The 25,739-nt window shown below is 69.7% G+C and carries 14 protein-coding genes and 1 tRNA gene; 12 read left to right on the top strand and 3 right to left on the bottom strand.

Features of this window, described 5'->3' with window-relative positions; translation table 11 throughout:
- Positions 1-150: 150 nt before the first annotated feature.
- On the top strand, positions 151-9,465 hold the full coding sequence (locus tag QM809_RS16755) for a fatty acid synthase subunit beta domain-containing protein (protein WP_415046829.1): 9,315 nt from the start codon (positions 151-153) through the stop codon (positions 9,463-9,465).
- Entirely contained in the window at positions 9,462-9,854 is a 393-nt protein-coding gene (locus QM809_RS16750) for a holo-ACP synthase (RefSeq protein ID WP_415046828.1), read from the top strand. Before QM809_RS16755 ends, QM809_RS16750 begins: the two co-directional genes overlap by 4 nt.
- Before the next feature lie 35 nt (positions 9,855-9,889).
- On the opposite strand, the gene QM809_RS16745 is transcribed toward QM809_RS16750, so the two are convergent.
- On the bottom strand, positions 9,890-10,525 hold the full coding sequence (locus QM809_RS16745) for a TetR/AcrR family transcriptional regulator (RefSeq protein WP_415046827.1): 636 nt from the start codon (positions 10,523-10,525) through the stop codon (positions 9,890-9,892).
- 11 nt (positions 10,526-10,536) lie between these two features.
- Positions 10,537-11,010, bottom strand: coding sequence for a thioredoxin-dependent thiol peroxidase (gene bcp / locus QM809_RS16740; protein WP_415046826.1), 474 nt, complete (start codon positions 11,008-11,010; stop codon positions 10,537-10,539).
- Between the two features lie 60 nt (positions 11,011-11,070).
- On the opposite strand from bcp, the gene QM809_RS16735 reads away from it, so the two are divergent.
- The 7 genes from QM809_RS16735 to QM809_RS16705 all read left to right on the top strand — a co-directional run bounded on the left by QM809_RS16735 (position 11,071) and on the right by QM809_RS16705 (position 19,953).
- Positions 11,071-11,379, top strand: coding sequence for a DUF3618 domain-containing protein (locus QM809_RS16735; protein ID WP_415046825.1), 309 nt, complete (start codon positions 11,071-11,073; stop codon positions 11,377-11,379).
- Positions 11,380-11,496: 117 nt separating this feature from the next.
- Positions 11,497-11,572 (top strand) — tRNA-Lys (locus QM809_RS16730).
- Positions 11,573-11,878: 306 nt separating this feature from the next.
- On the top strand, positions 11,879-13,084 hold the full coding sequence (locus QM809_RS16725) for a L,D-transpeptidase (protein WP_415046824.1): 1,206 nt from the start codon (positions 11,879-11,881) through the stop codon (positions 13,082-13,084).
- A 210-nt stretch (positions 13,085-13,294) separates the two neighbouring features.
- Positions 13,295-14,434: an acyl-CoA dehydrogenase family protein gene (locus QM809_RS16720; protein WP_415046823.1), complete on the top strand. Its 1,140-nt coding sequence runs from the start codon at positions 13,295-13,297 to the stop codon at positions 14,432-14,434.
- A gap of 242 nt (positions 14,435-14,676) precedes the next feature.
- Positions 14,677-17,001, top strand: a complete 2,325-nt coding sequence (locus QM809_RS16715) for a glycerol-3-phosphate 1-O-acyltransferase (RefSeq protein ID WP_415046822.1) — start codon at positions 14,677-14,679, stop codon at positions 16,999-17,001.
- Positions 16,998-18,506, top strand: a complete 1,509-nt coding sequence (locus QM809_RS16710; RefSeq protein ID WP_415046821.1) for an HAD-IB family hydrolase — start codon at positions 16,998-17,000, stop codon at positions 18,504-18,506. The genes QM809_RS16715 and QM809_RS16710 overlap by 4 nt, the downstream gene beginning before the upstream one ends.
- Positions 18,496-19,953, top strand: coding sequence for a wax ester/triacylglycerol synthase domain-containing protein (locus tag QM809_RS16705; RefSeq protein WP_415046820.1), 1,458 nt, complete (start codon positions 18,496-18,498; stop codon positions 19,951-19,953). Before QM809_RS16710 ends, QM809_RS16705 begins: the two co-directional genes overlap by 11 nt.
- A 271-nt stretch (positions 19,954-20,224) precedes the next feature.
- On the opposite strand, the gene QM809_RS16700 is transcribed toward QM809_RS16705, so the two are convergent.
- Positions 20,225-20,875, bottom strand: coding sequence for a DUF4352 domain-containing protein (locus tag QM809_RS16700; protein WP_415046819.1), 651 nt, complete (start codon positions 20,873-20,875; stop codon positions 20,225-20,227).
- Between the two features lie 109 nt (positions 20,876-20,984).
- Here QM809_RS16700 and QM809_RS16695 point away from each other — a divergent pair, with 109 nt between their 5' ends.
- Genes QM809_RS16695 through QM809_RS16685 form a run of 3 tightly spaced genes read left to right on the top strand, consistent with a single transcriptional unit; the run spans position 20,985 to position 25,734 of the window.
- Positions 20,985-23,033 carry a hypothetical protein gene (locus tag QM809_RS16695; protein WP_415046818.1) on the top strand — a complete coding sequence of 683 codons (2,049 nt, stop codon included), beginning with the start codon at positions 20,985-20,987 and terminating at the stop codon, positions 23,031-23,033.
- 2 nt (positions 23,034-23,035) lie between these two features.
- On the top strand, positions 23,036-24,625 hold the full coding sequence (locus QM809_RS16690; protein ID WP_415047127.1) for a type I restriction-modification system subunit M: 1,590 nt from the start codon (positions 23,036-23,038) through the stop codon (positions 24,623-24,625).
- On the top strand, positions 24,622-25,734 hold the full coding sequence (locus QM809_RS16685; RefSeq protein ID WP_415046817.1) for a restriction endonuclease subunit S: 1,113 nt from the start codon (positions 24,622-24,624) through the stop codon (positions 25,732-25,734). Before QM809_RS16690 ends, QM809_RS16685 begins: the two co-directional genes overlap by 4 nt.
- Positions 25,735-25,739: the final 5 nt, after the last annotated feature.

The following is a 25,739-nucleotide window of genomic DNA, read 5'->3' as shown; positions in this document are numbered from 1 at the left end:
AGGTGGGGGCGGTTACTCGCCGTTCTACCAGCGGGTATACCTGCGGGTCGCGATAAAACATGAGGGAAGCCTCATGTTTGCCTGTCATCATGGGACACGTTCAGCGGCCGCCTCGGCCGTGCCCGCTCCGACCCCCGACCAGGAGAGCCTGTGACCCTCGACCAGTTCCGTTCCCGTTCGCGCACAGACCGACCCGCCGCACCGGAACCGAGCCTGCTCGACCGACTGGCTCAGGGCGAGGCCTATGCCGTGAGCTTCGGCGGCCAGGGAGGCCCCTGGCTGCCCACGTTCGCCGAGGTCGTGATCGACGCCGACCTCGAGTCCACGATGGCCCGCGCGCTCGACGACGCCCGCGCGATCCTCGCACCGGTCGCCGAGGACCTGGCCCGCGCCGGCGCCCGGGCCTTCGACCCGATCGCCTGGATGCATGCGCTCGACGAGGACCGTCCGGTGCCGTCGGACGGCGAACTGGCCGACGCCGGCGTCTCGCTGCCGGGCATCCTGGCCGCCCAGCTCGCGACCATCGCCTCGGCCGCCAAGCAGGGACTGGACACCGCCGCGGTGCCGCCGATGGCCGTCGTCGGGCATTCGCAGGGCATCCTCGCCACCGAGGCGATCGCGGTGGCCGGTCAGCCGCGGGACGCCGACGACGCCCAACTGCTGGCGCTGGCGCATCTGATCGGTGCCGCGGCGACCCTCACCGCGCGTCGCCGCGGACTGACGGGGACGGCCGAGGCGTCGCCGATGACGTCGATCTCCCAGGTGGTCCCGCAGGACGTCGAGGTGCTGCTGGCGCAGTACGTCGCCGGTCTGCCCGCCGATCAGCGCATCGGCGCCCCCGCGGTGGCCGTGCACAACTCGCGCCGGGCCGTCGTGCTCTCCGGCGCGCCGCGCCACCTGCGTGCCTTCCAGGTGCTCTGCGAGCAGAAGGCCGAGGCCTCGGCCGACGAGCGCAAGCGCAAGCGGACCGGCGGTTCGCCGTTCGCGCCGGTCTTCGAGAACGTGATGACCACGGTGCCGTTCCACCACCCGGACATGGCCCCGGCCATCACCCTGGTGACCGAGTGGGCCCAGCGATGCGGCCTGGATCCGGCACTGGCCCACCGGTACGCCGAGGCGATCCTGGTGAGCCACGTCGACTGGGTCGCCGAGGTCGGCGAGCTGGTGGCCAGCGGCGCCCGCTGGCTACTCGACTTCGGTCCGGCCGACGTCGCGACGCGGCTCTCGTCGTCGTCGATCCGCGGTCAGGGCGTCGGCGCCGTGCCGGTCGCCACCCGCGGCGGACAGCGCAATCTGTTCGTCCCCGGCAACGTCCCCGAGGTCTCGGCCCCGTGGGCGCTGTACGCGCCGCGGCTGGCCGAGCTGCCCGACGGCCGCACCGTGGTCGACACGCCCTTCACCCGGCTGACCGGCCGCTCGCCGATGATGCTGGCCGGCATGACGCCGACCACCGTCGACCCGGCGATCGTGGCCGCGGCCGCCAACGCCGGACACTGGGCCGAGCTGGCCGGCGGCGGCCAGGTGACCGAGGCGATCTTCGCCGACAACGTCGACCGGCTCACCGAACTGCTGGAACCGGGCCGCGAGGTGCAGTTCAACTCGCTGTTCCTGGACCCCTACCTGTGGAAGCTGCAGCTTGGCGGCAAGCGCCTGGTGCAGAAGGCCCGGGCCGCGGGCGCCCCGATCGACGGGGTGATCGTCACCGCGGGCATCCCCGAACTCGACGAGGCCGTGGACCTGGTGCACGAGCTCAACGACGCGCAGCTGCACTACGTCGCCTTCAAACCGGGCACCGTGGAGCAGATCCGCGCGGTGGTCCGGATCGCCAACGAGGTGCCCGAGTTCCCGATCATCGTGCAGGTGGAGGGCGGCCGGGCCGGCGGCCACCACTCGTGGGAGGACCTCGACGACCTGCTCATCGCCACCTACGGCGAACTGCGCGACCGCCCGAACACGGTGGTCTGCGTGGGCGGCGGCATCGGCACGCCCGAGCGGGCCGCGGAATACCTGACCGGCGAGTGGTCGGCCCGGCACGGCTACCCGCTGATGCCGCTGGACGGCATCCTGATCGGCACCGCCGCGATGGCGACCCTGGAGGCCACCACGGCCCCCGAGGTGAAGCGGATGCTGGTCGACACCGTCGGCTGCGACGAGTGGATCGGCGCCGGTCACGCGGCGGCCGGGATGGCGTCGGGCCGCAGTCAGCTCGGCGCCGACATCCACGAGATCGACAACGCCGCCTCCCGCTGCGGCCGACTGCTCGACGAGGTGGCCGGCGACGCCGAGGCCGTCGCCGAGCGCCGCGACGAGATCGTCGCGGCCATGGCGGGCACCGCCAAGCCGTACTTCGGCGACACCGCGACCATGACCTACGCCCGGTGGCTGACCCGGTACGCCGACCTCGCGGTGGGCACCGGAGCACCGCTGCCGTGGGCCGACGTCACGTGGGCGCAGCGCTTCACCGCGATGCTGCACCGCACCGAGGCGCGCCTGATCGGCCAGGACTCCGGGACCTTCGTCTCGATGTTCGACGACGACGTCGACGATCCGCACGCGGCGATCGCGGCCCTGACCGCGGCCTACCCGGAGATCGACACCGACATCCTGCACCCGGCGGACGTGGCCTTCTTCCTGGAGCTGTGCCGCACCCCGGGCAAGCCGGTGAACTTCGTGCCGGTGATCGACAAGGACGTGCGCCGCTGGTGGCGCAGCGACTCGCTGTGGCAGGCCCACGATGCGCGGTACGACGCCGACGAGGTCTGCATCATCCCCGGTCCGGTGGCCGTCGCCGGGATCACCCGGGTCGACGAGCCGGTGGGCGAGCTGCTCGACCGGTTCGAGGCGCACACCGTCGAGGTCCTGCGCCACAGCGGCGAGAACGTGTGGCCGGCGGATGCGCGTCGTCGTACCGGGGAGGTCGCCTCGGCCGGACCCCTCACCGTCCTGCTCGAGTCCGTCGACGTCTCGTGGGCCGGCCGCATCGTCGCCAACCCCGTGCAGCTGCTCGGCGACCCGAGCGGCTGGGAGGTGTACGACGACCAGGTGGCCGATCACGCCCCGACCGGCGCCCGGATCACTCTGCTCTCCGACGCCGGGACCTACCCCGCGTCGTTCGAACTGTCCGTCCCCGTCTCGGGCACCCGGGTGCGGATCCCGGTCTCGGTCGAGGAGAGCTGCCTCGACGGCGGTGTGCCGCGGGTCGGCGTCGACGAGGCCGCCGGCGCCATGCGTGAGCTGCTCACCGTCGCCGCCGGCGGCACCCTGACCGATCTCGACGACGGCGCGGCCGCGGTCACCGTGCGTTGGAGCGCCGATTCGGTGGCCGATCACAGCGGGGCCACGGCGTCGTCGCTGCCGCGCGGCTACGCGCCGACCACCCCGGCCGTGCCCTTCGGCTTCGCCGTCCCCGACACCCTGGTGACGGCCTGCTGGCCCGCCGTGTTCAGCGTGATCGGCGCCGCGCGGACCGACGACGGACTGCCGGTGGTCGAGGGGCTGCTCGACCTGGTCCACCTGGACCACGCCGTCGAACTGACCGGCCGGATCCCCGAGTCCGACACCGACCTGACGATCACCGCCCGACTCGGTGCCGTGTACGACTCCGCGGCGGGCCGCGTGGTGGAGGTCGGCGTCGACGTCGCCCGGACCGACGGTGCGCCCGTCGCCACTCTGGCCGAGCGATTCGCCATCCGCGGACGCAGCGGTTCGGCCGAGTTGAGCGATCCGGTGCGCGCCGGCGGCGCCGCCGACGACGAGCGCACCGGGGTGCGCAAGCACGTGCGGACCGTGACGATCACCGCACCGGAGGACATGACCGGTTTCGCCGTGGTCTCCGGCGACCGCAACCCGATCCACACCGACGCGTCGGCGGCGCGGCTGGCCGGGCTGGGCGAGCCGATCGTGCACGGCATGTGGCTCTCGGCTGCGGCGCAGCAGGTGGTCACGGCCGCCGACCTGGACACGCCGGTGCCGTCGCCGCGGGCCCTGCTGGGCTGGACCGCCCGTTTCCTCGGCATGGTCCGCCTCGGCGACGAGATCACCGTGCGGGTGGACCGCGTCGGCATGGATGCCGGGCGCGACGTGATCGAGGTGACCGCCAAGGTCGGCGACGACCTGGTGATGGCCGCGACCGCGCTGCAGGCCGCCCCGCGCACCGCGTACGCGTTCCCGGGCCAGGGCATCCAGAGCAAGGGCATGGGCCTGGACGCGCGCTCGCGCAGCAAGGCCGCCCGCGAGGTCTGGGACCGCGCCGACGCGCACACCCGCAAGGCCCTGGGCTTCTCGATCCTCGCCGTCGTCCGCGACAACCCGACCACGCTGGTCGCGGCCGCCGGGAGCGGAGCGAGTGGAGAGAGCGGGGCGAATCGACGCCTGGAGACCTACCACCACCCGGACGGCGTGCTGTTCCTGACGCAGTTCACCCAGGTCGCGATGGCGACGCTGGGCGTCGCGCAGATCGCCGAACTCCGCGAGGCCGGCGGCTTCGTGGAGGGCGCCATCACCTGCGGGCACTCGGTCGGCGAGTACAACGCGCTGGCCGCCTGCGCCGGGGTGCTGCCCCTCGAAGCCGTGCTGGAGGTCGTGTTCCAGCGCGGATCGGCCATGCACCACCTGGTGCCGCGCGACGAGCGGGGCCGCTCGAACTACCGGATGGCCGCCATCCGCCCGAGCCAGTTCGGCCTGGCCGACGCCGACGTCACCGGTTTCGTGGCCGAGGTGGCCGCGAACGCCGACGAATACCTCGAAGTGGTGAACCTGAACCTGCTCGGCTCGCAGTACGCCATCGCGGGCACCGTCCGCGGTCTGGAGGCCCTGGAGACCGAGATCGTGCGCCGCGTCGCCGAGTACGGCGGCAAGCGCGCCTTCATCCTGGTCCCCGGCATCGACGTGCCCTTCCACTCGACGGTGCTGCGCGCCGGCGTCCCGGAGTTCCGCGGCAAGCTCGACGACCTGCTGCCCGCCGACATCGACCCGGCGATCCTGGTGGGCCGGTACATCCCGAACCTGGTGCCGCGCCTGTTCGACCTGGACCGCGCCTTCGTCCAGGAGATCGTGGACCTGGTGCCGTCCGAACCGCTGACCGAGGTGCTGGCCGACTGGGACTCGTGGGCCGCCCGCCCGGCGGATCTGACCCGCGTGATGCTGATCGAGCTGCTGGCCTGGCAGTTCGCCAGCCCGGTGCGCTGGATCGAGACGCAGGACCTGCTGTTCTCGGCGCCCGAGGCCGGCGGCCTGGGCATCCAGCGTTTCGTCGAGGTGGGCGTCAAGACCGCGCCGACGATCACCGGCCTGGCCCGCAACACTCTGAAGCTGCCGCAGTACTCCGCCACGACGGCCGAACTGGTGAACGCCGAGTCCGACGCCGCGCTGCTCACCGCGCAGGACGCCGGCGCCGACCCGGAGCCGGAGGCCGACGACGCCGCCCCGAGCCCGGACGCCGCCGCTCCCGCCGCCGCGGCTCCGGCCGCGACCGCGGCGCCCGCACCGACGGCCGCGGCCGCCGGACCCCGCCCGGACGACATCGCCTTCGGGCCGGCGGACGCGGTGCGCGCGGTGATCGCCCTGTGGACCAAGATGCGCACCGACCAGATCGGCGCCGTGGACACCATCGAGGCGCTGTGCGACGGTGTGTCCTCGCGCCGCAATCAGCTGCTGCTGGACATCGGCGGCGAGCTCGGCCTGGGCGCGATCGACGGGGCGGCCGAAGCCGACATGACCGCGCTCGCGACCACCGTGAACTCGCTGGCCCGCGGTTACAAGCCGCTCGGCGAGGTGCTCGGCGACGCCGTCGCCGACCAGTTCCGCAAGGTGGCCGGTCCGCTCGGCAAGCGCCAGTCGTACGTCACCGACCGGGTGACCGGTGCCTGGCAGCTCGGCCCGGGCTGGGCGCTGCACACCCTGGTCGCCGTCGGCCTGGGCACCCGCGAGGGCGCCAGCGTCCGCGGCGGCGACCTCGGTGATCTGCTCGACGGACCGGTGACCAGCACCGACGCGCTCGACGCGGTGATCGACCGCGCCGTCCGCGGCGTGGGAGCCGCCCGCGGCATCGCCGTCGAACTGCCGGTGGCCGCCTCCGGCGGCGGGGCGACGGTCGACGCGGCCGCGCTCGGCGAGTTCGCCGACCGGATCACCGGCGAGGACGGCGTCCTGGCCGCGACCGCGCGGACCCTGCTGACCAGGCTCGGTCTGGTCGACACCTCCTCGGCGCCCGAGGCCGACCCCGACGCCGGACTGCTGGCCGACCGGGTCAGCGCCGAGCTGGGGTCGGACTGGCAGCGCACCGTCGCCCCGGCGTTCGACGCCGAGCGGGCCGTGCTGATCGACGACCGGTGGGCCACCGCCCGCGAGGACCTGGCGACGCTGTGGCTGACGGACGTGCCCTTCGACGGAGCTCAGGGAGCGGAAGACGAAACTCCGGGAGCGGATGACGGGACTCGGGGAGCGGTCGGCATCGCAGCGGCTGCGGCCGGGTTCGTCGGTGCGGGGGAGACCGTCGCCGGGCACGCCGCCTGGTGGGGGAACCGGGCCGCCGTCGAGGGCCGGCCGGCGCACGCCGAGCTGTACGCGGCGATCGCCGAGGCCGCCCGCGACCAGACCCCGGGCGAGTTCGCCGACGACGTCGCGGTGGTGACCGGGGCCTCGAAGGGCTCGATCGCGGCCGCCGTGGTGGGCAGGCTGCTCGCCGGCGGGGCGACGGTGGTGGCCACCACCTCGCGCTTGAACTCCGAGCGTCTCGCGTTCTATCGGGAGCTCTACCGCACGCACGCCCGGACCGGGGCCGCGCTCTGGGTGGTGCCGGCCAACATGGCCTCGTACACCGACGTCGACGCCCTGATCGACTGGCTCGGCAGCGAGCAGACCGAGAACCTGGGGGCGACCACCGCCGTCGTGAAGCCAGCGATGCGGCCCACGCTGCTGTTCCCGTTCGCCGCGCCGCGGGTGGCCGGGGACCTCACCGACGCCGGTGCCCGCGCCGAACTGGAGATGAAGGTCCTGCTGTGGTCGGTGGAGCGGCTGATCGGCGGTCTGTCGGCGATCGGCGCCGACCACGACCTCGCCGGCCGCCTGCACGTGGTGCTGCCCGGTTCGCCGAACCGCGGCATGTTCGGCGGCGACGGCGCCTACGGCGAGAGCAAGGCCGCGCTCGACGCGGTGGTCACCCGCTGGGCGGCGGAGGACTCGTGGGGGGCGCGGACGTCGCTGGCCCACGCGCTGATCGGCTGGGTGCGCGGCACCGGTCTGATGGGGGCCAACGACGTGATGGTCGAGGCCGTCGAGGCGGCGGGCGTCCGCACCTGGAGCACCGAGGAGATGGCCGACGAACTGATCGGCCTGTGCACCGCGGACCGGCGCGCCGCAGCGCGGACCGCACCGCTGCTCGCCGACTTCACCGCCGGACTGGACGCCGCGTCGATCGACCTGAAGGCCTTGGCCGAGCAGGCGCAGCAGGCCGCCGAGGCGGCCGACGACGCAGGTGAGGAGGCCGAGGAGACCCTGGTCGCCGCGCTTCCGGCCCCGGCCCGCGCCGAACTCGGCAGCCCGATCGCCTGGCCGGAGATCGACGCCCGGCCGGAGGACCTGGTGGTGATCGTGGGCACCGGCGAGGTGGGGCCGTACGGCTCGTCGCGCACCCGCTTCGAGATGGAGGTGGACGAGAAGCTCTCGGCCGCCGGCGTGCTCGAACTCGCCTGGACCACCGGTCTCGTCCAGTGGGACACCACCCCCAAGCCCGGCTGGTACGACGTCGAGACCGGTGATCCGGTCGCCGAGGCCGACATCGCCGAGCGCTACCACGACGTCGTCCTGGAACGCTGCGGCATCCGCCGCTACGCCGACGAGGGCGCCATGGTCGAGAACTCCGCGCCGCTGCTGGAGTCGGTGTTCCTCGACGAGGACCTGAGCTTCACGGTGCCGTCGGAGGCGCAGGCCCGGGCCTTCGCCGCCGCCGATCCCGAACGCACCCGGGTGACCCCGAACGCCGACACCGGCGACTGGACGGTGACCCGTCTGGCGGGCACCGAGATCCGGGTGCCGCGTCGCTTCGCGCTCTCGCGCACCGTGGGCGGGCAGATCCCGACCGGTTTCGACCCGACCCGCTGGGGCGTCTCGGCGGACATGGTCGAGTCGGTGGACCGGGTGGCGCTGTGGAACCTCGTCGCCACCGTCGACGCGTTCCTCACCTCCGGATTCAGCCCCGCCGAACTCATGCGCTGGGTGCATCCGGGGCTGGTCGCCAACACCCAGGGCACCGGCATGGGCGGCATGACGTCCATGCGGTCGCTCTACGTCGACACCCTGCTGGGTGAGGCGAAGGCGAACGACATCCTGCAGGAGGCCCTGCCCAACGTCGTCGCCGCCCACGTGGTGCAGTCGTACATCGGCAGCTACGGCGCGATGATCCACCCGGTCGCCGCCTGCGCGACGGCCGCGGTCTCGGTGGAGGAGGGTGTCGACAAGATCCGTCTCGGCAAGGCGCTGTTCGCCGTGGCCGGCGGCTTCGACGACCTCGGCATCGAGGGGATCGTGGGCTTCGGCGACATGTCGGCCACCGCCGACTCGGCCGCCATGGCCGCCAAGGGCATCGACGAGCGCCGCTTCTCGCGGGCCAACGATCGACGCCGCGGCGGCTTCGTCGAGTCCGCGGGCGGCGGCACCGTCCTGCTGGCCCGCGGCGACGTCGCCGCGCAGATGGGGCTGCCGGTCCACGGCGTGGTGGCGTGGGCGCAGAGCTTCGGCGACGGCGTGCACACCTCGATCCCGGCGCCGGGCCTCGGCGCCCTGGGCGCGGCACGCGGTGCCGCGGACTCGCCGCTGGCGAACGCGCTGGCCGGACTCGGCGTCACCGCCGACGACGTCGCCGTCGTCTCCAAGCACGACACCTCGACCCGGGCGAACGATCCCAACGAGTCCGAGCTGCACGAGCGTCTCGCGTCGGCGATCGGCCGCAGCGACGGGGCGCCGCTGTTCGTGGTCTCCCAGAAGTCGCTGACCGGTCATGCCAAGGGCGGCGCCGCCGCCTTCCAGCTGATCGGGCTGTGCCAGGTGCTCCGGGACGGGGTGATCCCGCCGAACCGCAGCCTGGACTGCGTCGACGAGAAGATGGCCGAGTACCCGCACCTGGTGTGGGCGCGCGAGCCGCTGCGCCTGGGCGAGCGTCTCCCGCTCAAGGCCGGCGTCCTCACCAGCCTCGGGTTCGGGCACGTGTCGGGGCTCGTCGCCGTCGTGCACCCGGAGGCCTTCGTGGCCGCCCTCGACGCCGAACAGCGCGCGGACTACCGGGCGCGGGCCGCCGAACGCCTGCGGGCGGGACGACAGCGACTGCTCTCGGCGATGTGCGGCGTGGAACCGGCCTACAGGCGGCCCCCGAACCGCCGATTCGACGAGACGATCGACGAGCACGACGCCGAGGCCTCGCTGCTCCTGGATCCGCAGGTCCGCCTCGACTCGGAAGGGGCGTACAAGTGAGCATCGTCGGAATCGGACTCGACGTGGTGGACGTGACGGCGTTCGCGGCACAACTCGAGCAGGCCGGGTCGAACATGCAGATGGGTTTCCGGGTGGGGGAGCGGCGCGATGCCGCCGCCCGGTCGGGCGACCCCGCGCGTCATCTCGCGGTCCGCTGGGCCGCACGGGAGGCGGTGATCAAGGCGTGGTCGTCGAGCCGTTTCGCGCAGACCCCCATCCTGCCGGAGACCGCCGTGAACGACGTCGAGATCATCACCGACAACTGGGGGAGGCCCAAGGTGCGTCTGCACGGCGACCTGGCCAAATACCTCTCGAACGTGAAGATCCACCTGTCGCTCACGCACGACGGCGACACCGCCGCCGCGGTGGCGATCCTGGAAGAGGAGTGACGGCGGCTCGAGGATCGACGGAGACCGCCGGCGGGTCAGTGCCCGCCGGCGGTCTCCTCGAGCAGGAGATAACCGGCGAGCATGCGTTTGAGTTCGGCGACGATGCGCTCGTGGTCGTGCCCGGCCTGCACCGAGAAGCTCAGCAGCGAGTAGGCGGTGTGCACCAGGACCTGCGCCATCAGCCCGCGGCGCTCCCGCTGGCTGGGGATCAGGGGGGCCAGGAGCCGCGCCACCTGCTCGGCCAGGATCTGCTCGTTGAGGGCCGCGGTGACCCGGGTCGCCGGTGTGGACTGGACGGCCAGCCACACCGCGCGGCGCGACGGGTCGGTGCGCCAGAGCACGGCCAGATGGTCGAGGAACTTCTCCAGCAGCGCGGGCCACTCCAACGACGGGATCTCTCCGGCGAAGGCGGTCAGCTCGTCCCGGACCGCGGCGGTGTCGACGCGGTCGAGTTCGCACACGATCACGTACTTGTTCGCGAAGTACTGGTAGAGCGTGCCGATGGGGACGTCGGCGCGGGCGGCGATCTGCTCGCAGGTGAGCGAGTCGAAGCCGTCGTCGATCAGCACCTCGCGGGCCGCGGTGAGGATGTCTTCGAACTTGCGGCGGCTGCGTTCCTGCGCGGGCCGCTTGCGCGGCACCAGCGGCTCGGTGGAGTGGAAGCCGGACATCGCGGACGGGCTTAGAGCTTCAGGTCTCGGCGGATCTTCGCGACGTGACCGGTGGCGCGCACGTTGTACAGGGCGGCGGCGATGCGGCCGGACTCGTCGACGAGGAAGGTCGACCGGATCACACCGGTCACGACCTTGCCGTAGAGCTTCTTCTCGCCGAACGCGCCGTAGGCCTGCATCACCTCCTTGTCAGGGTCGGACAGCAGCGGGAAGGTGAGTTCGTCGCGTTCGACGAACTTCGTGAGCTTGGCCGGCTTGTCGGGGGAGATCCCGATCACGTCGACGCCCGCGTCGTTCAGCTCGGCGAGGTTGTCGCGGAAGTCGCAGGCCTGCTTGGTGCAGCCGGGGGTCATCGCGGCGGGGTAGAAGTACACCAGCACCTTGCGGCCCGCGTAGTCCGCGAGCGAGACGGGCTCACCGTTCGCGTCGTCGAGGGTGAATGCGGGGGCGATGTCGCCGACTTCGAGGCGTCCGTCAACTGGCATGGCCCCACCCTATCCGGGACGCCCCTGCCGGGTGACGACCCCGGGTACGCTCGATACGTCGTGGACCGGCTGGTCCGCGAGTTCAGCGACAGCAACGATCGGTCCGCGAGACGGACGATCGTCGACAGACATGTGGAGGACGGCGTGGCCGACGACACCGAGAAGATCGAACAGCAGATCGCGCAGGCGCGTGAGGAACTGGCGGCGACGCTGGATCAGCTGGCCGAACGGGCCAACCCCCAGCAGCTGGCCGAAGACGTCAAGGGCCGGGCGCTCGCTTTCCTGAACACCCCGCAGGTGCGCATCGGTCTGCTCGCCGCCGGCGGCGTCGCGGTGGTGGTCGTGGTGCGCAAGATCGTCAAACGTTGACGTTCACCCACCCCTCCTTGCGAGACGTTCATCGCCTCTGACCAGGCGATTTCACATCTCGGCGAACATGCTGTTAATGTTCTTTCTGCAAGGCAGCACAGCGCCTCGCAAGGCCAAGCGCCATTAGCTCAATTGGCAGAGCAGCTGACTCTTAATCAGCGGGTTCGGGGTTCGAGTCCCTGATGGCGCACCAGAGAGACCCCCTCACCGGCGATGACGGTGAGGGGGTCTTTCGTCTTCTCCGAGGCATCCATCGAGAACCCATCGGAAACGATGAGACCTCGGACGACGCGAATCACACCGATGTGATTCGTGTCCGGGCCCCTGGTCGGGAGCCGACGGATCTGTGTACCCTGACTTCTGTCGATCGTCCGCGTTGACCGCGGACGATCTGGAAGTGCGTCGGGGGGCGCGTTTCCCTACAATGACATCGACCCGGAACGCCGGTCCGTTTAGTGCGAGTGCCGGGGGTATCCGGTGAGTTTCAGGTTGGAGCATCATGGCGTTTCCTCGGCTGCGTAACCGCGCCGTCAGCAAGACGGCCGCACTCGGCACACTTCTCGTGGCGACCCTCGCGCTCAGTGCGTGCGGCGCGTACAGCGACGAGGTCCACGCCTCGGGCGAGTTCACGGACATGATCCGGCCGGCGATCTCGGTGACCGATCAGGTCGGCAAGCCGCTGGACAAGGACGCCATCGGCGTCCAGCCCGGCAAGCCGATCGTGGTCAAGGCCACCGAGGGTGCGCTGACCGGCGTCCACATCCCGAAGGCCAACGGCAACCCGGTCAAGGGCGACCTGAGCGAGGACGGGTCCACCTGGACCAGCACCGAGCCGTTCGGCTACGACCGCAAGTACACGGTGCAGGCCGAAGCGATCGGCGTCGGCGGCAAGACCACCACCAAGCAGTCGTTCACCACGCAGGCCCCGGACAACCTCACGCAGGCCTACATCCTGCCGGGCAAGGGCGAGACCGTCGGCATCGCGCAGACCGTGGGCGTCCGGTTCGACGAGGCGATCCCGAACCGCAAGGCGGCCCAGGCGGCCATCAAGATCGAGACCACCCCGAAGGTGGACGGCGCCTTCTACTGGATCAGCGATCGCGAGGTCCGCTGGCGCGGGGAGCACTTCTTCAAGCCGGGCACCAAGGTCAAGATCGCCGTCGACATCTACGGTGTCGACCTCGGTGACGGCCTGTTCGGGCAGCAGAACTCCTCGTCGAACTTCACCGTGGGCCGCGCCATGGAGCTCATGGCCGACGACAACACCAAGACGGTCGTCATCAAGCGCGAGGGCAAGGTGATCCGCACCATGCCGACCTCGTTCGGCAAGCCGGGCGACGAGACCCCGCACGGCATCTACATGATCGGTGATCGCCTCGATCACATCATCATGGATTCGTCGACCTACGGTGTGGCGGTCGGCTCGGCCAACGGTTACCGCACCCCGGTCGACTGGGCCGTGCAGATGTCCTACAGCGGCATCTACCTGCACGGAGCGCCGTGGTCGGTCTGGGCGCAGGGCAACACCAACACCAGCCACGGCTGTCTGAACCTGAGTCCGGACGACGCCATGTGGCTCGTGCGGAACGCCCTGCGAGGCGACCCGGTCACGGTGAAGAACACCACGGGCGGACCGCTCTCGGTGACCGACGGCCTCGGCGACTGGAATCTCTCGTGGTCGAAGTGGAAGAAGGGCAACGCCTAGGCGCCGCCCGCACGACGATCCGAGCGTGACGCTCGAACGACCGGCTCCCCGCCAGGGGAGCCGGTCGTCTCTCGTTCGGGGGCTCGAGTCGAGCCCGCTGGGGGCCGATGCCGTGGGTCGTGCCGACCGGGGTCGACGAAACAGTGCCATCGGTCGTTGTTACCATTCGGCGGAACCTTCGAAACACGTTCTAGTTAGGTGGCAAGACTGATGGCTAAGCCGTCCTGGGAAACCGAAGAACTCGCGGCCCTCCGCGACATGGCACGCTCCTTCTGCGAGAAGGAGATCGTCCCGAACATCGAGAAGTTCGCGCAGCAGCATCACGTCGACCGTGATCTCTGGAACAAGGCCGGTGAACTGGGCCTCCTGTGCATGTCCATCCCGGAGGAGTACGGCGGTGGCGGCGGCAGCTTCGCCCACGAGGCCGTGCTGATCGAGGAGCAGGCCCGCACCGCCGACACCTCGTGGGGCGTCAGCCTGCACAACGGCATCGTCGCGCACTACATCCTGGCCTACGGCTCGGAGGAGCAGAAGAAGACGTGGCTGCCCAAGATGGCCACCGGTGAGGTCGTCGGCGCGATCGCGATGACCGAGCCGGGCACCGGCAGCGACCTGCAGAACGTCAAGACCAAGGCGGTCAAGGACGGCGACGACTACGTCATCGACGGCTCCAAGACGTTCATCACCAACGGCGGCCAGGCCGACCTGGTCGTGGTCGTGGTGAAGACCGACACCTCCGAGGGCGCCAAGGGCATCTCGCTGGTGCTGGTGGAGACCGACCGCGAGGGCTTCAGCCGCGGCCGCATCCTGGACAAGATCGGCATGAAGGGCCAGGACACCGCCGAGCTGAACTTCGCCGGTGTGCGCGTCCCGCAGTCGAATCTGCTCGGCGAGCAGGAGGGCCTCGGCTTCCTCCAGCTGATGCAGCAGCTCCCGCAGGAGCGTCTGATCATCGCCGTCGGCGCCGTCGCCGGCATGGAGGTCGGCCTCGAGAAGACCCTCGAGTACACCAAGGACCGCACCGCCTTCGGCCGCCCGATCTTCGGCTTCCAGAACACCAAGTTCAAGCTGGCGGAGGTGGCCACCGAGGCCCACGTCGGACGCGTGTTCCTGGACGACTGCATCGAGAAGCACCTGCGCGGCGAACTGGACATCCCGACCGTGGCGATGGCCAAGTGCTGGACCACCGACACCGCGCAGAAGGTCGCCGACGAGTGTCTGCAGCTGTTCGGCGGCTACGGCTACATGAACGAGTACCCGATCGCGCGCATGTGGGCCGACAGCCGCGTGCAGCGGATCTACGGCGGCACCAACGAGATCATGAAGGAGATCATCGCGCGGTCGCTCTGAGCCCGTGCGAACGACGTCTCGCTGAACGACGAGGGGCCGATCACCGTCACCGGTGGTCGGCTCCTCCTCGTCTGCCGGGTCGTCGTCCGCCGAGCCCGGACGCTGTCGGGGTCCGGACGCTGCCGGGTTCGGGCGACCCGGTCGTATTCGACTGTCGGATGCGCCACAATGAGGCGGCGCCGGAGAGACACACCGGCGAAGCGAGCCGACCGGCGGAGGCGCCGAGGGGAGGGGTTGAACACGTGGGCACGATCGTCCTGGCGGATGCACGGACCGACTGCGAGCGGCAGGTGATCGACGAGTGGGTGCGACGCACCCATCCGGGGGCGCGGGCCCAGACCGTCGACGAGACCGATTTCGAGGCCCTGCCCGCCGACACCGACCTGGTCCCGGTGCGGGTGGTGTGGCTGCCGCCGGCGCGGGACGGTGAGCGCCGCGTCTCGCTGGCCGATGCGGTCGCGCTCTCCAATCCGCGGCGGCCGCCGGGCTGGCGGCAGTCGTCGATCCGCAGACGCCATCCGGACCGGGTGCACGCGGTGGCCGGGGCATCGGCGACGATCGCCGAACTGCGCGAGCACTACGCGACCCAGCAGGCCGAGGGCGAATCGTTCGCGGCCTTCGTCGGCATGCGGGCGGCGCTGGCCGCCGAGCGGGCGGAGCTGGCACTGGTCGGCGACCGCTACAAGGTGCCCCGGCTGGTCGCGGAGCAGATCGGCTCGTCGGCCCGATTCCAGGAGGCCGTCACGGAGCTGGCCGACCGGCTCGGGCGGCCCGTCGCGTCGGTCGCCCAGGAGGCGACCGACAAGATGAGCTCGTTCGTCGCGACCCAGAGCCGACTGATGCGCGACGTGTTCACCTCCACCTTCCGCGGTCTCTACGAGCGCGCGTGGACCGTCTCGGCCGACCTGGACACCCTCGGCCGCTTGCGTCTGCTGAACAGGTCGTCGTCGTTGATCTTCCTGCCCTCGCACCGGTCGTACGTGGACACGATGGTGCTGGGCAGCGTGCTCGACGAACACGACTTCCCATCCAACCTGGTCCTGGGCGGCAACAATCTGGCGTTCTGGCCGATGGGGCCGATCGCGCAGCGGGCCGGAACCATCTTCATCCGCAGGCAGTTCGGCTCCGATCCGGTGTACAAGCTGGCGATGCGGTCGTATCTGTCGTTCATCGTCGAGAAACGGTTCAACCTGGAGTGGTACATCGAGGGCGGCCGGAGCCGGACCGGCAAGCTGCGACCGCCGATGCTCGGCCTGCTCGCCTACGTGGCCGACGCGGTCGAGAGCCTCGACGGCGTCGACGCCACGATCGTGCCGACCTCGATCGTCTACGACCAGCTGCCGGAGATCGCGGTGATGGCGCAGGAGTCCGCGGGCGGCACCAAACGGCCCGAAGACCTCAAATGGCTGCTGCGCTATGCGCGCGGGCAGCGGGTGCATCGCGGGGAGGCGCGGGTGCGGTTCGGTGAGCCGTTCTCGCTGCGCGAAGCCCTCGACGCCGCGGGCGGGGGACGCGCGAAACTGGAGAAGGTCGCGTTCCGGGTGATGGACGAGATCAACGCGGCCACTCCCATCTCGGCCACCTCGCTGGCGGGGTTCGCCCTGCTCGGGGCCGCGGACCGGGCGTACACGGCCACCGAGATCGAGGTGATCCTGGCGCCGCTGCTCACCTACATCGACGACCGCGGGCTGCCTGGCCCGGATCCGGCGCTGTGCCGCGGCCTGGGTCTGCTGCGCACGCTCGGCGAACTCACCGAGGCCGGGGTCCTGATCGCCTACGAGGGCGGCTCGGAGAAGGTGTGGTCCATCGCGCCGGACGAACACGCGATCGCCGCGTACTACCGCAACGGCGCGCTGCACCACTTCGTCGGCCGCGCGATCGTGGAGCTGGCGATGCTCGCCGTCGCCGACGGAACGGTCCGGCCCGACGGTCTGGACCCGCGGGGACTGGAATCGTTCAGCGACCGGGAGCAGGAGCGGCTCGGGCACGAGGCGCTGCTGAGCGTCGCGCAGATCGAGGCGCTGCGGATCCGCGACCTGCTGAAGTTCGAGTTCTTCTTCCCCGTGAAAGACGAGTACCTGCACCGCCTCGGCGCCGAGCTGGACCTGATCTCGGCCGAGTGGCGAGAGGTGGAACCGACCCGGGAATGGGTGTACGACGTGCTCTTCGCCAATGCGGGCAAACTCCTCGCCCGGCGGACCCTGCAGACGTTCTTCGACGCGCAGCTGGTGGTGGCCAGGCACCTGACGGCCCTCGGCCGCGGCTCGGTGGACAAGGAGGCCGTCCTGACGGACTGCCTCGGCCTGGGACGGCAGCTCGCACTGCAGGGCGTGGTCCCGAGCAAGGACTCGGTGTCCAAGGACATGTACGACGCCGCGTATCGCCTCGCCGAGAACCGGGGCGCGGTGGGCGATGCGCCGGTCGACGACCAGCTCCGGGCGCGGGCGGCGTGGCTCGCCGAGGTGGAGGAGATGAGAGTGCGGCTGGAGCGGATCGCGGCGATCGAAGCCGAACAGGCGGCGGCGGACCGGGCGGCCGCCGACCGGGGAACGGGGGACCAGCGGTGAGCGCACTCGCGGACCGGCTCGCTCAGATCCGGTCGGCCCCGGCCGGCGACCGGGTGTGCGCGTTCTTCGACTACGACGGCACGCTGATCGACGGCTTCTCGGCCGCCGACATCCTGAAATCGCGGGTCCGGAGCCTGGACTTCACCACCGGTGAACTGCTCGACGGCCTGCTGATCGCGCTGCGCGGCTGCCACTCCGAACAGGACTACGCCGAGGTGCTCAAGGCGACGCGGCCGGCCTTCGCGGGCAAGACGTACGAGGAACTGCTCGCCGAGGGGCGGAACCTGTTCAAGAACGTGACCGCCGCCCGGCTGCGGCCGCAGATGTGGCAGATCATCCGGGCGCATCGCGCGCGCGGACACCGCATCGTGATCGCGTCGTCGGCGACCCGGTTCCAGATCGAGCCGATCGCTCGGGAGATCGGCGCCGACCGCGCCCTCGCCACCGACATCGAGGTGGTCGACGGCATCGTGACCGGCCGGGTGATCGGGCGACCGCTCTGGGGGCCGGGCAAGGCCGCCGCGGTCCGTCGTCTGGCCCGTGAGTGGGACCTGGACCTGGCGTCGTCGTTCGCCTACAGCGACGGCAACGAGGACGTCCCCTATCTGGAATCGGTCGGGAACCCGGCGGCGGTGTCGCCGCAGCACGGCCTGCGCGCGGTGGCCGAGGCCAACGACTGGCCGATCCTGGATCTGAAGAACCCCTCCCACAACCGGCTCGGCATGGCGTTGCGGACGGGGGCGTTCTACGGCAGCTTCCTGGGCGGGGCGGCCGTCGGATTCGGGCGGTCGCTGGTGTCCCCGGACCGGACCGAGGCGATGCAGTCGTCGATCGCGGCGGGGCTGGACCTCGGTTTCGCGCTGTCCGGCGTCGACGTCGACGTGCTCTCCGGCCGCGAACACCTGACGTCGGCGCGGCCGTGCGTGTTCGTCTTCAACCATCAGTCCAAACTCGACCTCCCGGTGATGATCCACCTGGTCCGCACCGACGCGACCGGGGTGGCGAAGAAGGAGGTCGGGCAGCTGCCGGTGTTCGGCCAGATCCTCGACGCCGGCGGCGTGGTGTTCATCGACCGCGCCGACGCGGGCAAGGCGATCGAGCAGTTGACGCCGGTGGTGGAGAAGATCCGCGACGAGCGGGTGTCGCTGGTCGTCGCACCGGAGGGCACCCGGTCGGCCACCCCGCGCATCGGGCCGTTCAAGAAGGGGCCGTTCCACATCGCCATGCAGGCCGGGGTGCCGGTGGTGCCGGTGGTGCTGCGCAACGCCGGCGAGGTGATGTGGCGGGGCGCGCAGACGATCAAACCCGGCGTGGTGGAGGTGCGGGTGCTGCCGCCGGTCGACACGTCGTCGTGGCGGGCCGAGACCGTCGGCGACCACGCCGAGCAGGTCCGGGAGATGTTCCGGCAGGCCCTCGCGGACTGGCCGGTCACCGCGTTCGACGACGGTCGGCTGACGCGGACCATGGGAGTGTTCGAATGGCAGGAGTCGAGCGATGACGAGTGAACAGGATCGATCCGGGCAGGATCGGCCCCTCGACTGGGGCACCGACAGCCGGATGAGCCCGGTCGACACGGTGATGTGGCGCGGTGACGCCGACCGCAATCTCCGTTCGACGATCAGCATGCTCGAACTGTACGACTGCACCCCCGACTGGGATCGCCTCGTCGCCGCCCACGAATGGGGCTCCCGGATGGCGCCCCGGTTCCGGCAGCGCGTGATCGAGGCGCCGTGGCAGACCGGGCCGCCGAGCTGGTCGGTGGACCCGGACTTCGACCTGCACTACCACCTGCGCCGGCTCCGGGTGGGCGGCGACGGCTCGATGCGGGAACTGCTCTCGACCTGCGAGCAGCTGGCGATGACGCCGCTGGATCCGCGGCGGCCGCCGTGGGAGGGCTACCTGATCGAAGGGCTGCCCGACGGGCGGTCGGCGTACTTCCTCAAGGCGCACCACGCGCTGACCGACGGCCTGGGCGCGATCATGGCGCTGGCGCAACTGCACTCGCCGACACGCGAGCCGGTGCCGGGGAAGCCGCAGCCGCCCGCGCCGGAGGTGAACGAGCCGACGGCCTTCGACGTCCTCCGCGCCCAGGTGAACGAGGAGATCGCGCGGATCCCGTCGCTGGTGGGGAAGACGCTCGACGGCGTCCTGGCCCTGCGCGACCCGAAGCGGGCGCTGAGCAGGGTGCTGCGGTACGGGCGGTCGGTGCCGCGGGTGGCCGGTCTGGTGAGCCCGCCGGGATCACCGCTGCTGGCCGGCCGGAGCGGGTCGTGGCGGTTCGCCGCGCTGGAGGTGCCGTTCGTCGGCCTCAAGGCCGCGGCCACGGCGGTGAACGCGTCGATCAACGACGTCTACCTCGGTGGTCTGATCGGCGGATTCCGGAAGTACCACGAACGCAACGGCGTGATGGTGGAGAGCATCCCGGTGGCGATACCGATCTCGGTGCGCGAGCCCGGTGACACCGGCGGCGGCAACCGTATCGCGGTCGGCCGGCTCGCCGGTCCGGTCGGGATCGACGATCCGTTCGAGCGGGTGCTCACCTGCCGTGAACAGGTGCGGGCCGCCCGGAACGAGCCCGCGGTGGACGTGTTCAACACCGCTGGACCGGTGCTCGCCTGGATGCCGGGACAGTTGATCGCGCAGTTCAGCGGCACCACCGCCGGGAACGACCTGCAGGCCAGCAACGTGCCGGGCATCCCGTGGGACACCTACGTCGCCGGGGCCAAGGTGGAGCGGATGTTCCCGTTCGGCCCGCTGCCGGGTTGCGCGGTGATGGCCACCATGATCACGCACAACGGCGTCGCGTGCCTGGGACTGAACTTCGACGCCGCGGCCGTCGTCGACCCGGATCTGTTCGTCGAATGCCTGGTCGACGGGTTCAATGAGGTGATCGGCCTGGCCGAGACGCCCGACGACGGTGAGCCGCTGCCGAAGATGACTCGGGTCGGGTGAGACGAGGTCGGCGACTCGCGGGTAGGTGCCGTCGACCCGCGCGGGGGTGCCGGGCACCGTCGTCTCGACCGAGCGGCCTCGGCTGAGGATGCTCGATCGAGACCAGGATGCCGGGCACCCTTGACCCGAGACCGTCCGACCATCCGATGGCTGAGCCGGTCGAGGAACGAAGTGACGAGGCCGTGTCGAAGTCTCGCCTTCTCGAAACTTGGGACGCGGTGCTCGGACCCCTCAATTCCGAGCACCGCGTCGGAGCGCATCAACGTCGTGCTCAGCGCAGGTTGACGGTGGCACCGCTGGAGAACAGCGAATCGTGCAGTTCGAGCGATGCGGGGCGGGCGTTCTCGGGCATGTCGAAGACGAGCTTCACGGTGACGGTGTTGCCCGGGTTGATCTTGTCCCAGACAGCGATGTCGGAGTCGCCTAGCGCGATCTGGGCGGTGGAGTCGGTCTCGAAGGTACGTCCCGAAGAGTCCTTCAGCTTCTGGTCGCCGGGACTGAACGACTGAGGCTCGTCACTGATGTTCTTCACGGTCATGGTCACGACGACGAACTGGCCCTGAGCCTTCTCCTGTAGGTAGGGGTTGTCGCCGACGACGCTGAGGCCCGCTTCCACGCCGGTGACGGTGAACTCGAACTTCCCGTCCCGGACGGGGGTGTTCAGCTCGGCCGTCTTCTCCTCCGCGTCGTTCTTCGTCGCTTCGGTCGGGGCGCCGGTGCCGAGGGCGTTCGTCGGTTCGTCGCCGCTGCCGCTGCTCAGCGCGGAGACGACGAGCAGGAAGACGATGATGCCGCCGAGAAGCCACGGCCACTTCTTCTTTTTCTTGGTCGGCTGCTGAGGAATCTGCGGTGGGGGGACCTGCTGCTGGGGAATCGGTTGCTGGGGATAGGGCTGCTGGGGGTACTGCTGCGATGAGGTCATGCCGAGAAGTCTGGTCCAGGCGGCAAGATTTTTACTTCAAACGTATCGATAAGGTGATTTATCGATTGAAATAGTGACTCCACCTAAGAGGTGCGATACGGTCTCTGGCATGACCACCCACCGGGAATCGGCCACGCGTGCGGTGATGTCCATGCAGGACATTGCTGATCTCGCCCGTGTTCAGCGCCCGGTGGTCTCGATGTGGCGGACGCGATACGCGGACGGGGAGAATCCGTTTCCGTCGCCGATCCGCCCCGGCGGCACCGAGTTCGACGCCGAGGTCGTCGCCCGATGGCTCGCGGCCACAGGACGCGGCAAGAATCCCGAGGCCGCCGACGACGTCGCTCTGTACACGACACTGCTGCGGGACACCGCGCGGTCGATGGACTCCGCGTCGTTACTGGCGCTGTTGAGCGCGCGGTCCGGCGGCGGGGTCGCCGATCTCGATGCTCCGCGGGCGTTCGAGGTTGCCGCCGGTCTCGCCGACGGGCACCTGGTTTCCCTGGACGCCGTCGAATCGGTACTTGGTGAGCATTCGGTGATCGACGCCGTCGATCGACTCGTCGAAGCAGCCTACGATCCGGCGCGGGTGATCACCCGGTTGGCCGATCTCGGATGCATGGACGATCCCGCGGGCGCGGCGGAACTGCTGACCGACGACGGTACCCGGTTGACCGGTGCGATCGCCGCGGAACTGGTTCGGTCGTCGCGGAGCCCGGTGGCGCCGAGCGGTCCTGGCGGACTGGTGTTGCTCGACGGTGCGATGGGTCTGCTCGCCGAGAACGAGCTCGCTGAACTCGCCTGCACACCGAATACGCGGCGGCGGCCGTGGCAGCGAGCGCGATGGCGGGCGTTGCTCGCCGCCGGTGTGTCGGTGCGACAGGTCGCCGCCGGTGACCCGGTGCTGCACGATGCGACGATTCTGGCGCAATGGGCGTCGGCGACCAGCGCTGATGCCGCGGCCTTCTTCGACTGGATCGACGACATTGTGGTGAGCCTCGGCCCGGGTGGGCGCGCTGCGGTGATCGGGCCGGCTGAACTGTTGGTCGACGACCTCCTGGAAGAGGTTCGGCGGCGGCGCGGGGTGGTGCTCGGCGAACACGACTACTTCGCGCCGCTGCGCTATGTCGCACGGTTGCCGAAGGGACTCGTGCGATCGGCGGGACGTCGACAGTTGGCGCTCTGGGTGATCGCGCCGTCGACGGACGAGCAGTCGGCGGCGACCGTGTTCGCCGATCATTCGGCGCTCTCCGGTCCGGTCGAGATCCAGGCACTGGCGGCCGATGTCGCGGTGGCCGCCGCCGGCGAGTGGGATCGACGGAGTCACCTGTTCCTCCGCGGCACGGTGCGCGCATCCCGGGTGACGATTCCGGCGCACGTCCTCCGGATCTCCGCCGACGACGAGATCGAGGCCGACGGCGGTGACCTGCTGGCCCAGATCTGGGATGCCGAGTCGTCCTGCGGCGTCGAGGTACTGGCCGGGATCCGAGTCCAGGCCGAGCACGACGATGCGGCTGTCGGTGCGATCTCGGAAGGAACGGTCTCCTGGTCCGCGGTGACGTCCGGTCATGGGCGTCCGCTGCGTGTGATCGCCGGTGTCCGGATCCCCGACGAACTGGTCGGTGCGGCGGGCGGCGGCCGGGTCGTCGTGCTCGGCGACGTCGAACTACGCGATCCGGCGCGGATCGGTGCGCGCGGGGTGGACCGACTGGCATTGGAACGCGTCGCACCGCGCAGCACGTTCACCGAACCGGGGGACGTCGTCTACCTGCGTACGGGAAGACCGGCGGCGCTGGTCGACGACGTCGGAGGCCGACTGGTGTTGGCGCCCGCCCGGATCGCACGCTGTCGGGACGTCGACCTCGACGGTCGCCGCCTGGTGCCGCACATCGTCGCCGCCGACATCGTCGGGCAGCGGTCGGCGCACGACGATGCGTGGCGCCTGCGCACCGTCCCCGCCCGTCAGGTCGAGGTCGTCGTGGAAGCGCATCGGCGTATCGAGCGGAGACGCGCGGCTCTGCGCGCAGAACTCGCCGTGCTCGGCGACCTCGACGACTCCCTGATCCGCGGCCTGACGACCGGGGTCCTCACAGCAGAATTCATCAGCGGGACGAATGATTCCGCGCAGCAGAAGGAGAACAGTACGTGGCGAAAGTGACGATGGCCCCGACGAAGCCGTCGACTCCGCAGGAGCTCAAGGACACGCTGTGGAAGGCGGCCGACAAGCTGCGCGGTTCGATGGACGCGTCCCAGTACAAGGATGTGGTGCTCGGACTGGTGTTTCTCAAGTACGTCTCCGATGCGTTCGACGAACGCCGTACGGCTCTCCGTGCCGAATTGGACGGGGAATCGGAGGCCTACATCACCGAGACGCTCGAGGACCCGGACGAGTATCGCGCCGAGGGCGTCTTCTGGGTCTCGTCGGCAGCACGGTGGGCCCATATCGCCGCCAACGCGAAGGGCATCGCGGCATCCGGTACAGACGATGCGCAGAGCGTCGGCAAGCTGATCGACGATGCCATGCGCCTGCTGGCGGATGAGAACGAGTCGCTGGGCGGTACGCTGCCGACCGTCTACGGCCGGGACAACATCGATCAGCGGCGTCTCGGTGAGCTGGTGGATCTGATGAACTCGGTGCAGTTCGCGGGGGACGGCGCCTCGAAGGCCCGGGATCTGCTCGGTGAGGTGTACGAGTACTTCCTCGACAAGTTCGCCAAGGCCGAGGGCAAGCGCGGCGGCGAATTCTACACGCCGCCGTCGGTGGTCAGGGTGCTCGTGGAGGTGCTGGAGCCGCACGAGGGTCGCGTCTACGATCCGTGCTGCGGTTCGGGCGGCATGTTCGTGCAGACCGAGAAGTTCCTGGAAGCGCACGATGAGGATCCGACGCGCATCTCGGTGTTCGGTCAGGAGCTGAACGAGCGCACCTGGAAGATGGCGAAGATGAACCTGGCGATCCACGGGATCGACACCCAGGGGCTGGGTTCGCGCTGGCAGGACACCTTCGCCCGGGACATCCACCCCGACACTCAGATGGATTACGTGCTGGCCAATCCGCCGTTCAACATCAAGGACTGGGCGCGGCGGGAGGACGACGAGCGCTGGCGCTTCGGCGTGCCACCGAAGCGGAACGCGAACTACGCGTGGATGCAGCACATCTGGTCCAAGCTCGCGCCGAACGGCGAGGCCGGCGTGGTGATGGCCAACGGCACCATGACGTCCAACACCGGAGGCGAGGGAGAGATCCGCAAGAACATGGTGCAGGGCGACACCGTGAGCGCCGTCGTGGCACTGCCTGGCCAGCTGTTCCGCGGGACGCAGATCCCGGTGTGCGTCTGGTTCTTCGCCCGGTCGAAGGGCCGGGGAGCCGGCGGCTCCGTCGACCGCTCCCGTCAGGTCCTGTTCATCGATGCCCGCGAACTCGGCCACATGGTCGACCGTGTGGAACGCAATCTGTCCGACGACGACATCGCCCTGATCGCCGACACCTTCCGCGCTTGGCGAGGGCGCGAGTCGGCGGTCGGCGAATACGAGGACGTGCCCGGCTTCTGCAAGAGCGTCACCCTCGACGAGATCCGCGACGCGGGCTACGCCCTGACCCCGGGCCGATACGTGGGGGCGCCGCCGGCCTCGGAGGACTCCGAACCGATCGACGAGAAGATCGCGCGGTTGACGAAGGAGTTGACGGCCGCGCTCGACGAGTCCGCGCGGTTGGATGCCGTCGTGCGCGAGCAGCTGGGACGGCTGTCGTGACTTGGGAGACTAGAACACTCGCTGACGTCGTTACCCTGAAGCGTGGATTCGATTTGGCGACGGCGAGTCGAATCGCTGGTGCTGTTCCGATTTTGTCAGCAGGATCAACAGCTGGAACCCACAATGAAGCAAAAGTTCGAGGACCTGGTTTCTCTGTAGGTCGAGCGACGAATCTGGGAGTTCCACAGTGGTCCGATGTGGACTATTGGCCATTAAACACTACCTTGTACGCTGCTGATTTTCATGGTAATAATCCGCGGTGGCTATACCACTTGTTTCAGGTGCTGGACCTGAAGGGATACGACTCCGGAAGTGTCCAGCCGATGCTCAATAGAAACTATATAGCACAGGTTCCAGTATCCGTTCCGCCGCGGCCAGTGCAGGATTCAATCGCTGAATTTCTAGGTGCTCTAGACGACAAGATCTCTGCGAATGCTCGTGCGCGGGATCTGACTATGCAATTGTCTGATTCGATCGTAAGAGCTAAATTATTGGAAGACTCACGGGCTGTTTCCTTGACTGATATCGCATCCGAGATTACGCGCGGGATAGCACCGAAATATGCGGAGGAGGGGATATTGGTTCTCAATCAGAAATGTGTACGAGGTGGACTCGTCGAGCACACTAATGCGCGGTACTCTTCGGCGTCTCCGAAGTCTGAGGTGAAGTTCCTACGTCGCGATGACGTTCTGGTGAACTCCACCGGCCAGGGCACGCTCGGGAGGGTTGCGCGGTGGACTCGTGGCTGGCCGAATGCAACGGTGGACTCGCATGTGTCGATAGTTCGATTCGATCCGAGCCTCGTCGACCCTGTTTTCGCTGGAACAGTGCTGGCAGGATTGGGGCGTGAGATAGAGGCTCTTGCCGAAGGTAGCACCGGACAAACCGAACTTCGACGTGATCTTCTCGGTTCGCTGCCGATCCGATTGCCAACGATCGGTGTGCAGCGGGAGGTGGGTTCTATTCTGTCTGAACTGTCTAGTCGGATCGATGCTGTTCAAGTCGAGAATGAAGTTCTAACCCGTACTCGCGACGAACTCCTCCCGCTCCTCATGGACGGACGGATCACCGTGCGGTCTGCTGGCGTTACCGGCGAACCGGGGCGGTGAGTGCG

The sequence above is a fragment of the Gordonia sp. (in: high G+C Gram-positive bacteria) genome (genome assembly GCF_047600385.1).
Taxonomy (GTDB): Bacteria; Actinomycetota; Actinomycetes; order Mycobacteriales; family Mycobacteriaceae; genus Gordonia.
Note: the sequence above shows the minus strand (reverse complement) of the source record. Positions and strands in the feature narration are given on the sequence as shown.

Bases quoted from the DNA above. Each gene is read 5' to 3' on its own strand.
- QM809_RS16745 (WP_415046827.1), bottom strand. From the start codon at position 10,525: ATGTCCGGCTTCCACTCCACCGAGCCGCTGGTGCCGCGCAAGCGGCCC.
- bcp (WP_415046826.1), bottom strand. From the start codon at position 11,010: ATGCCAGTTGACGGACGCCTCGAAGTCGGCGACATCGCCCCCGCATTC.
- QM809_RS16725 (WP_415046824.1), top strand. From the start codon at position 11,879: ATGGCGTTTCCTCGGCTGCGTAACCGCGCCGTCAGCAAGACGGCCGCA.
- QM809_RS16720 (WP_415046823.1), top strand. From the start codon at position 13,295: ATGGCTAAGCCGTCCTGGGAAACCGAAGAACTCGCGGCCCTCCGCGAC.
- QM809_RS16705 (WP_415046820.1), top strand. From the start codon at position 18,496: ATGACGAGTGAACAGGATCGATCCGGGCAGGATCGGCCCCTCGACTGG.
- QM809_RS16695 (WP_415046818.1), top strand. From the start codon at position 20,985: ATGACCACCCACCGGGAATCGGCCACGCGTGCGGTGATGTCCATGCAG.
- QM809_RS16700 (WP_415046819.1), bottom strand. From the start codon at position 20,875: ATGACCTCATCGCAGCAGTACCCCCAGCAGCCCTATCCCCAGCAACCG.
- QM809_RS16690 (WP_415047127.1), top strand. From the start codon at position 23,036: ATGGCCCCGACGAAGCCGTCGACTCCGCAGGAGCTCAAGGACACGCTG.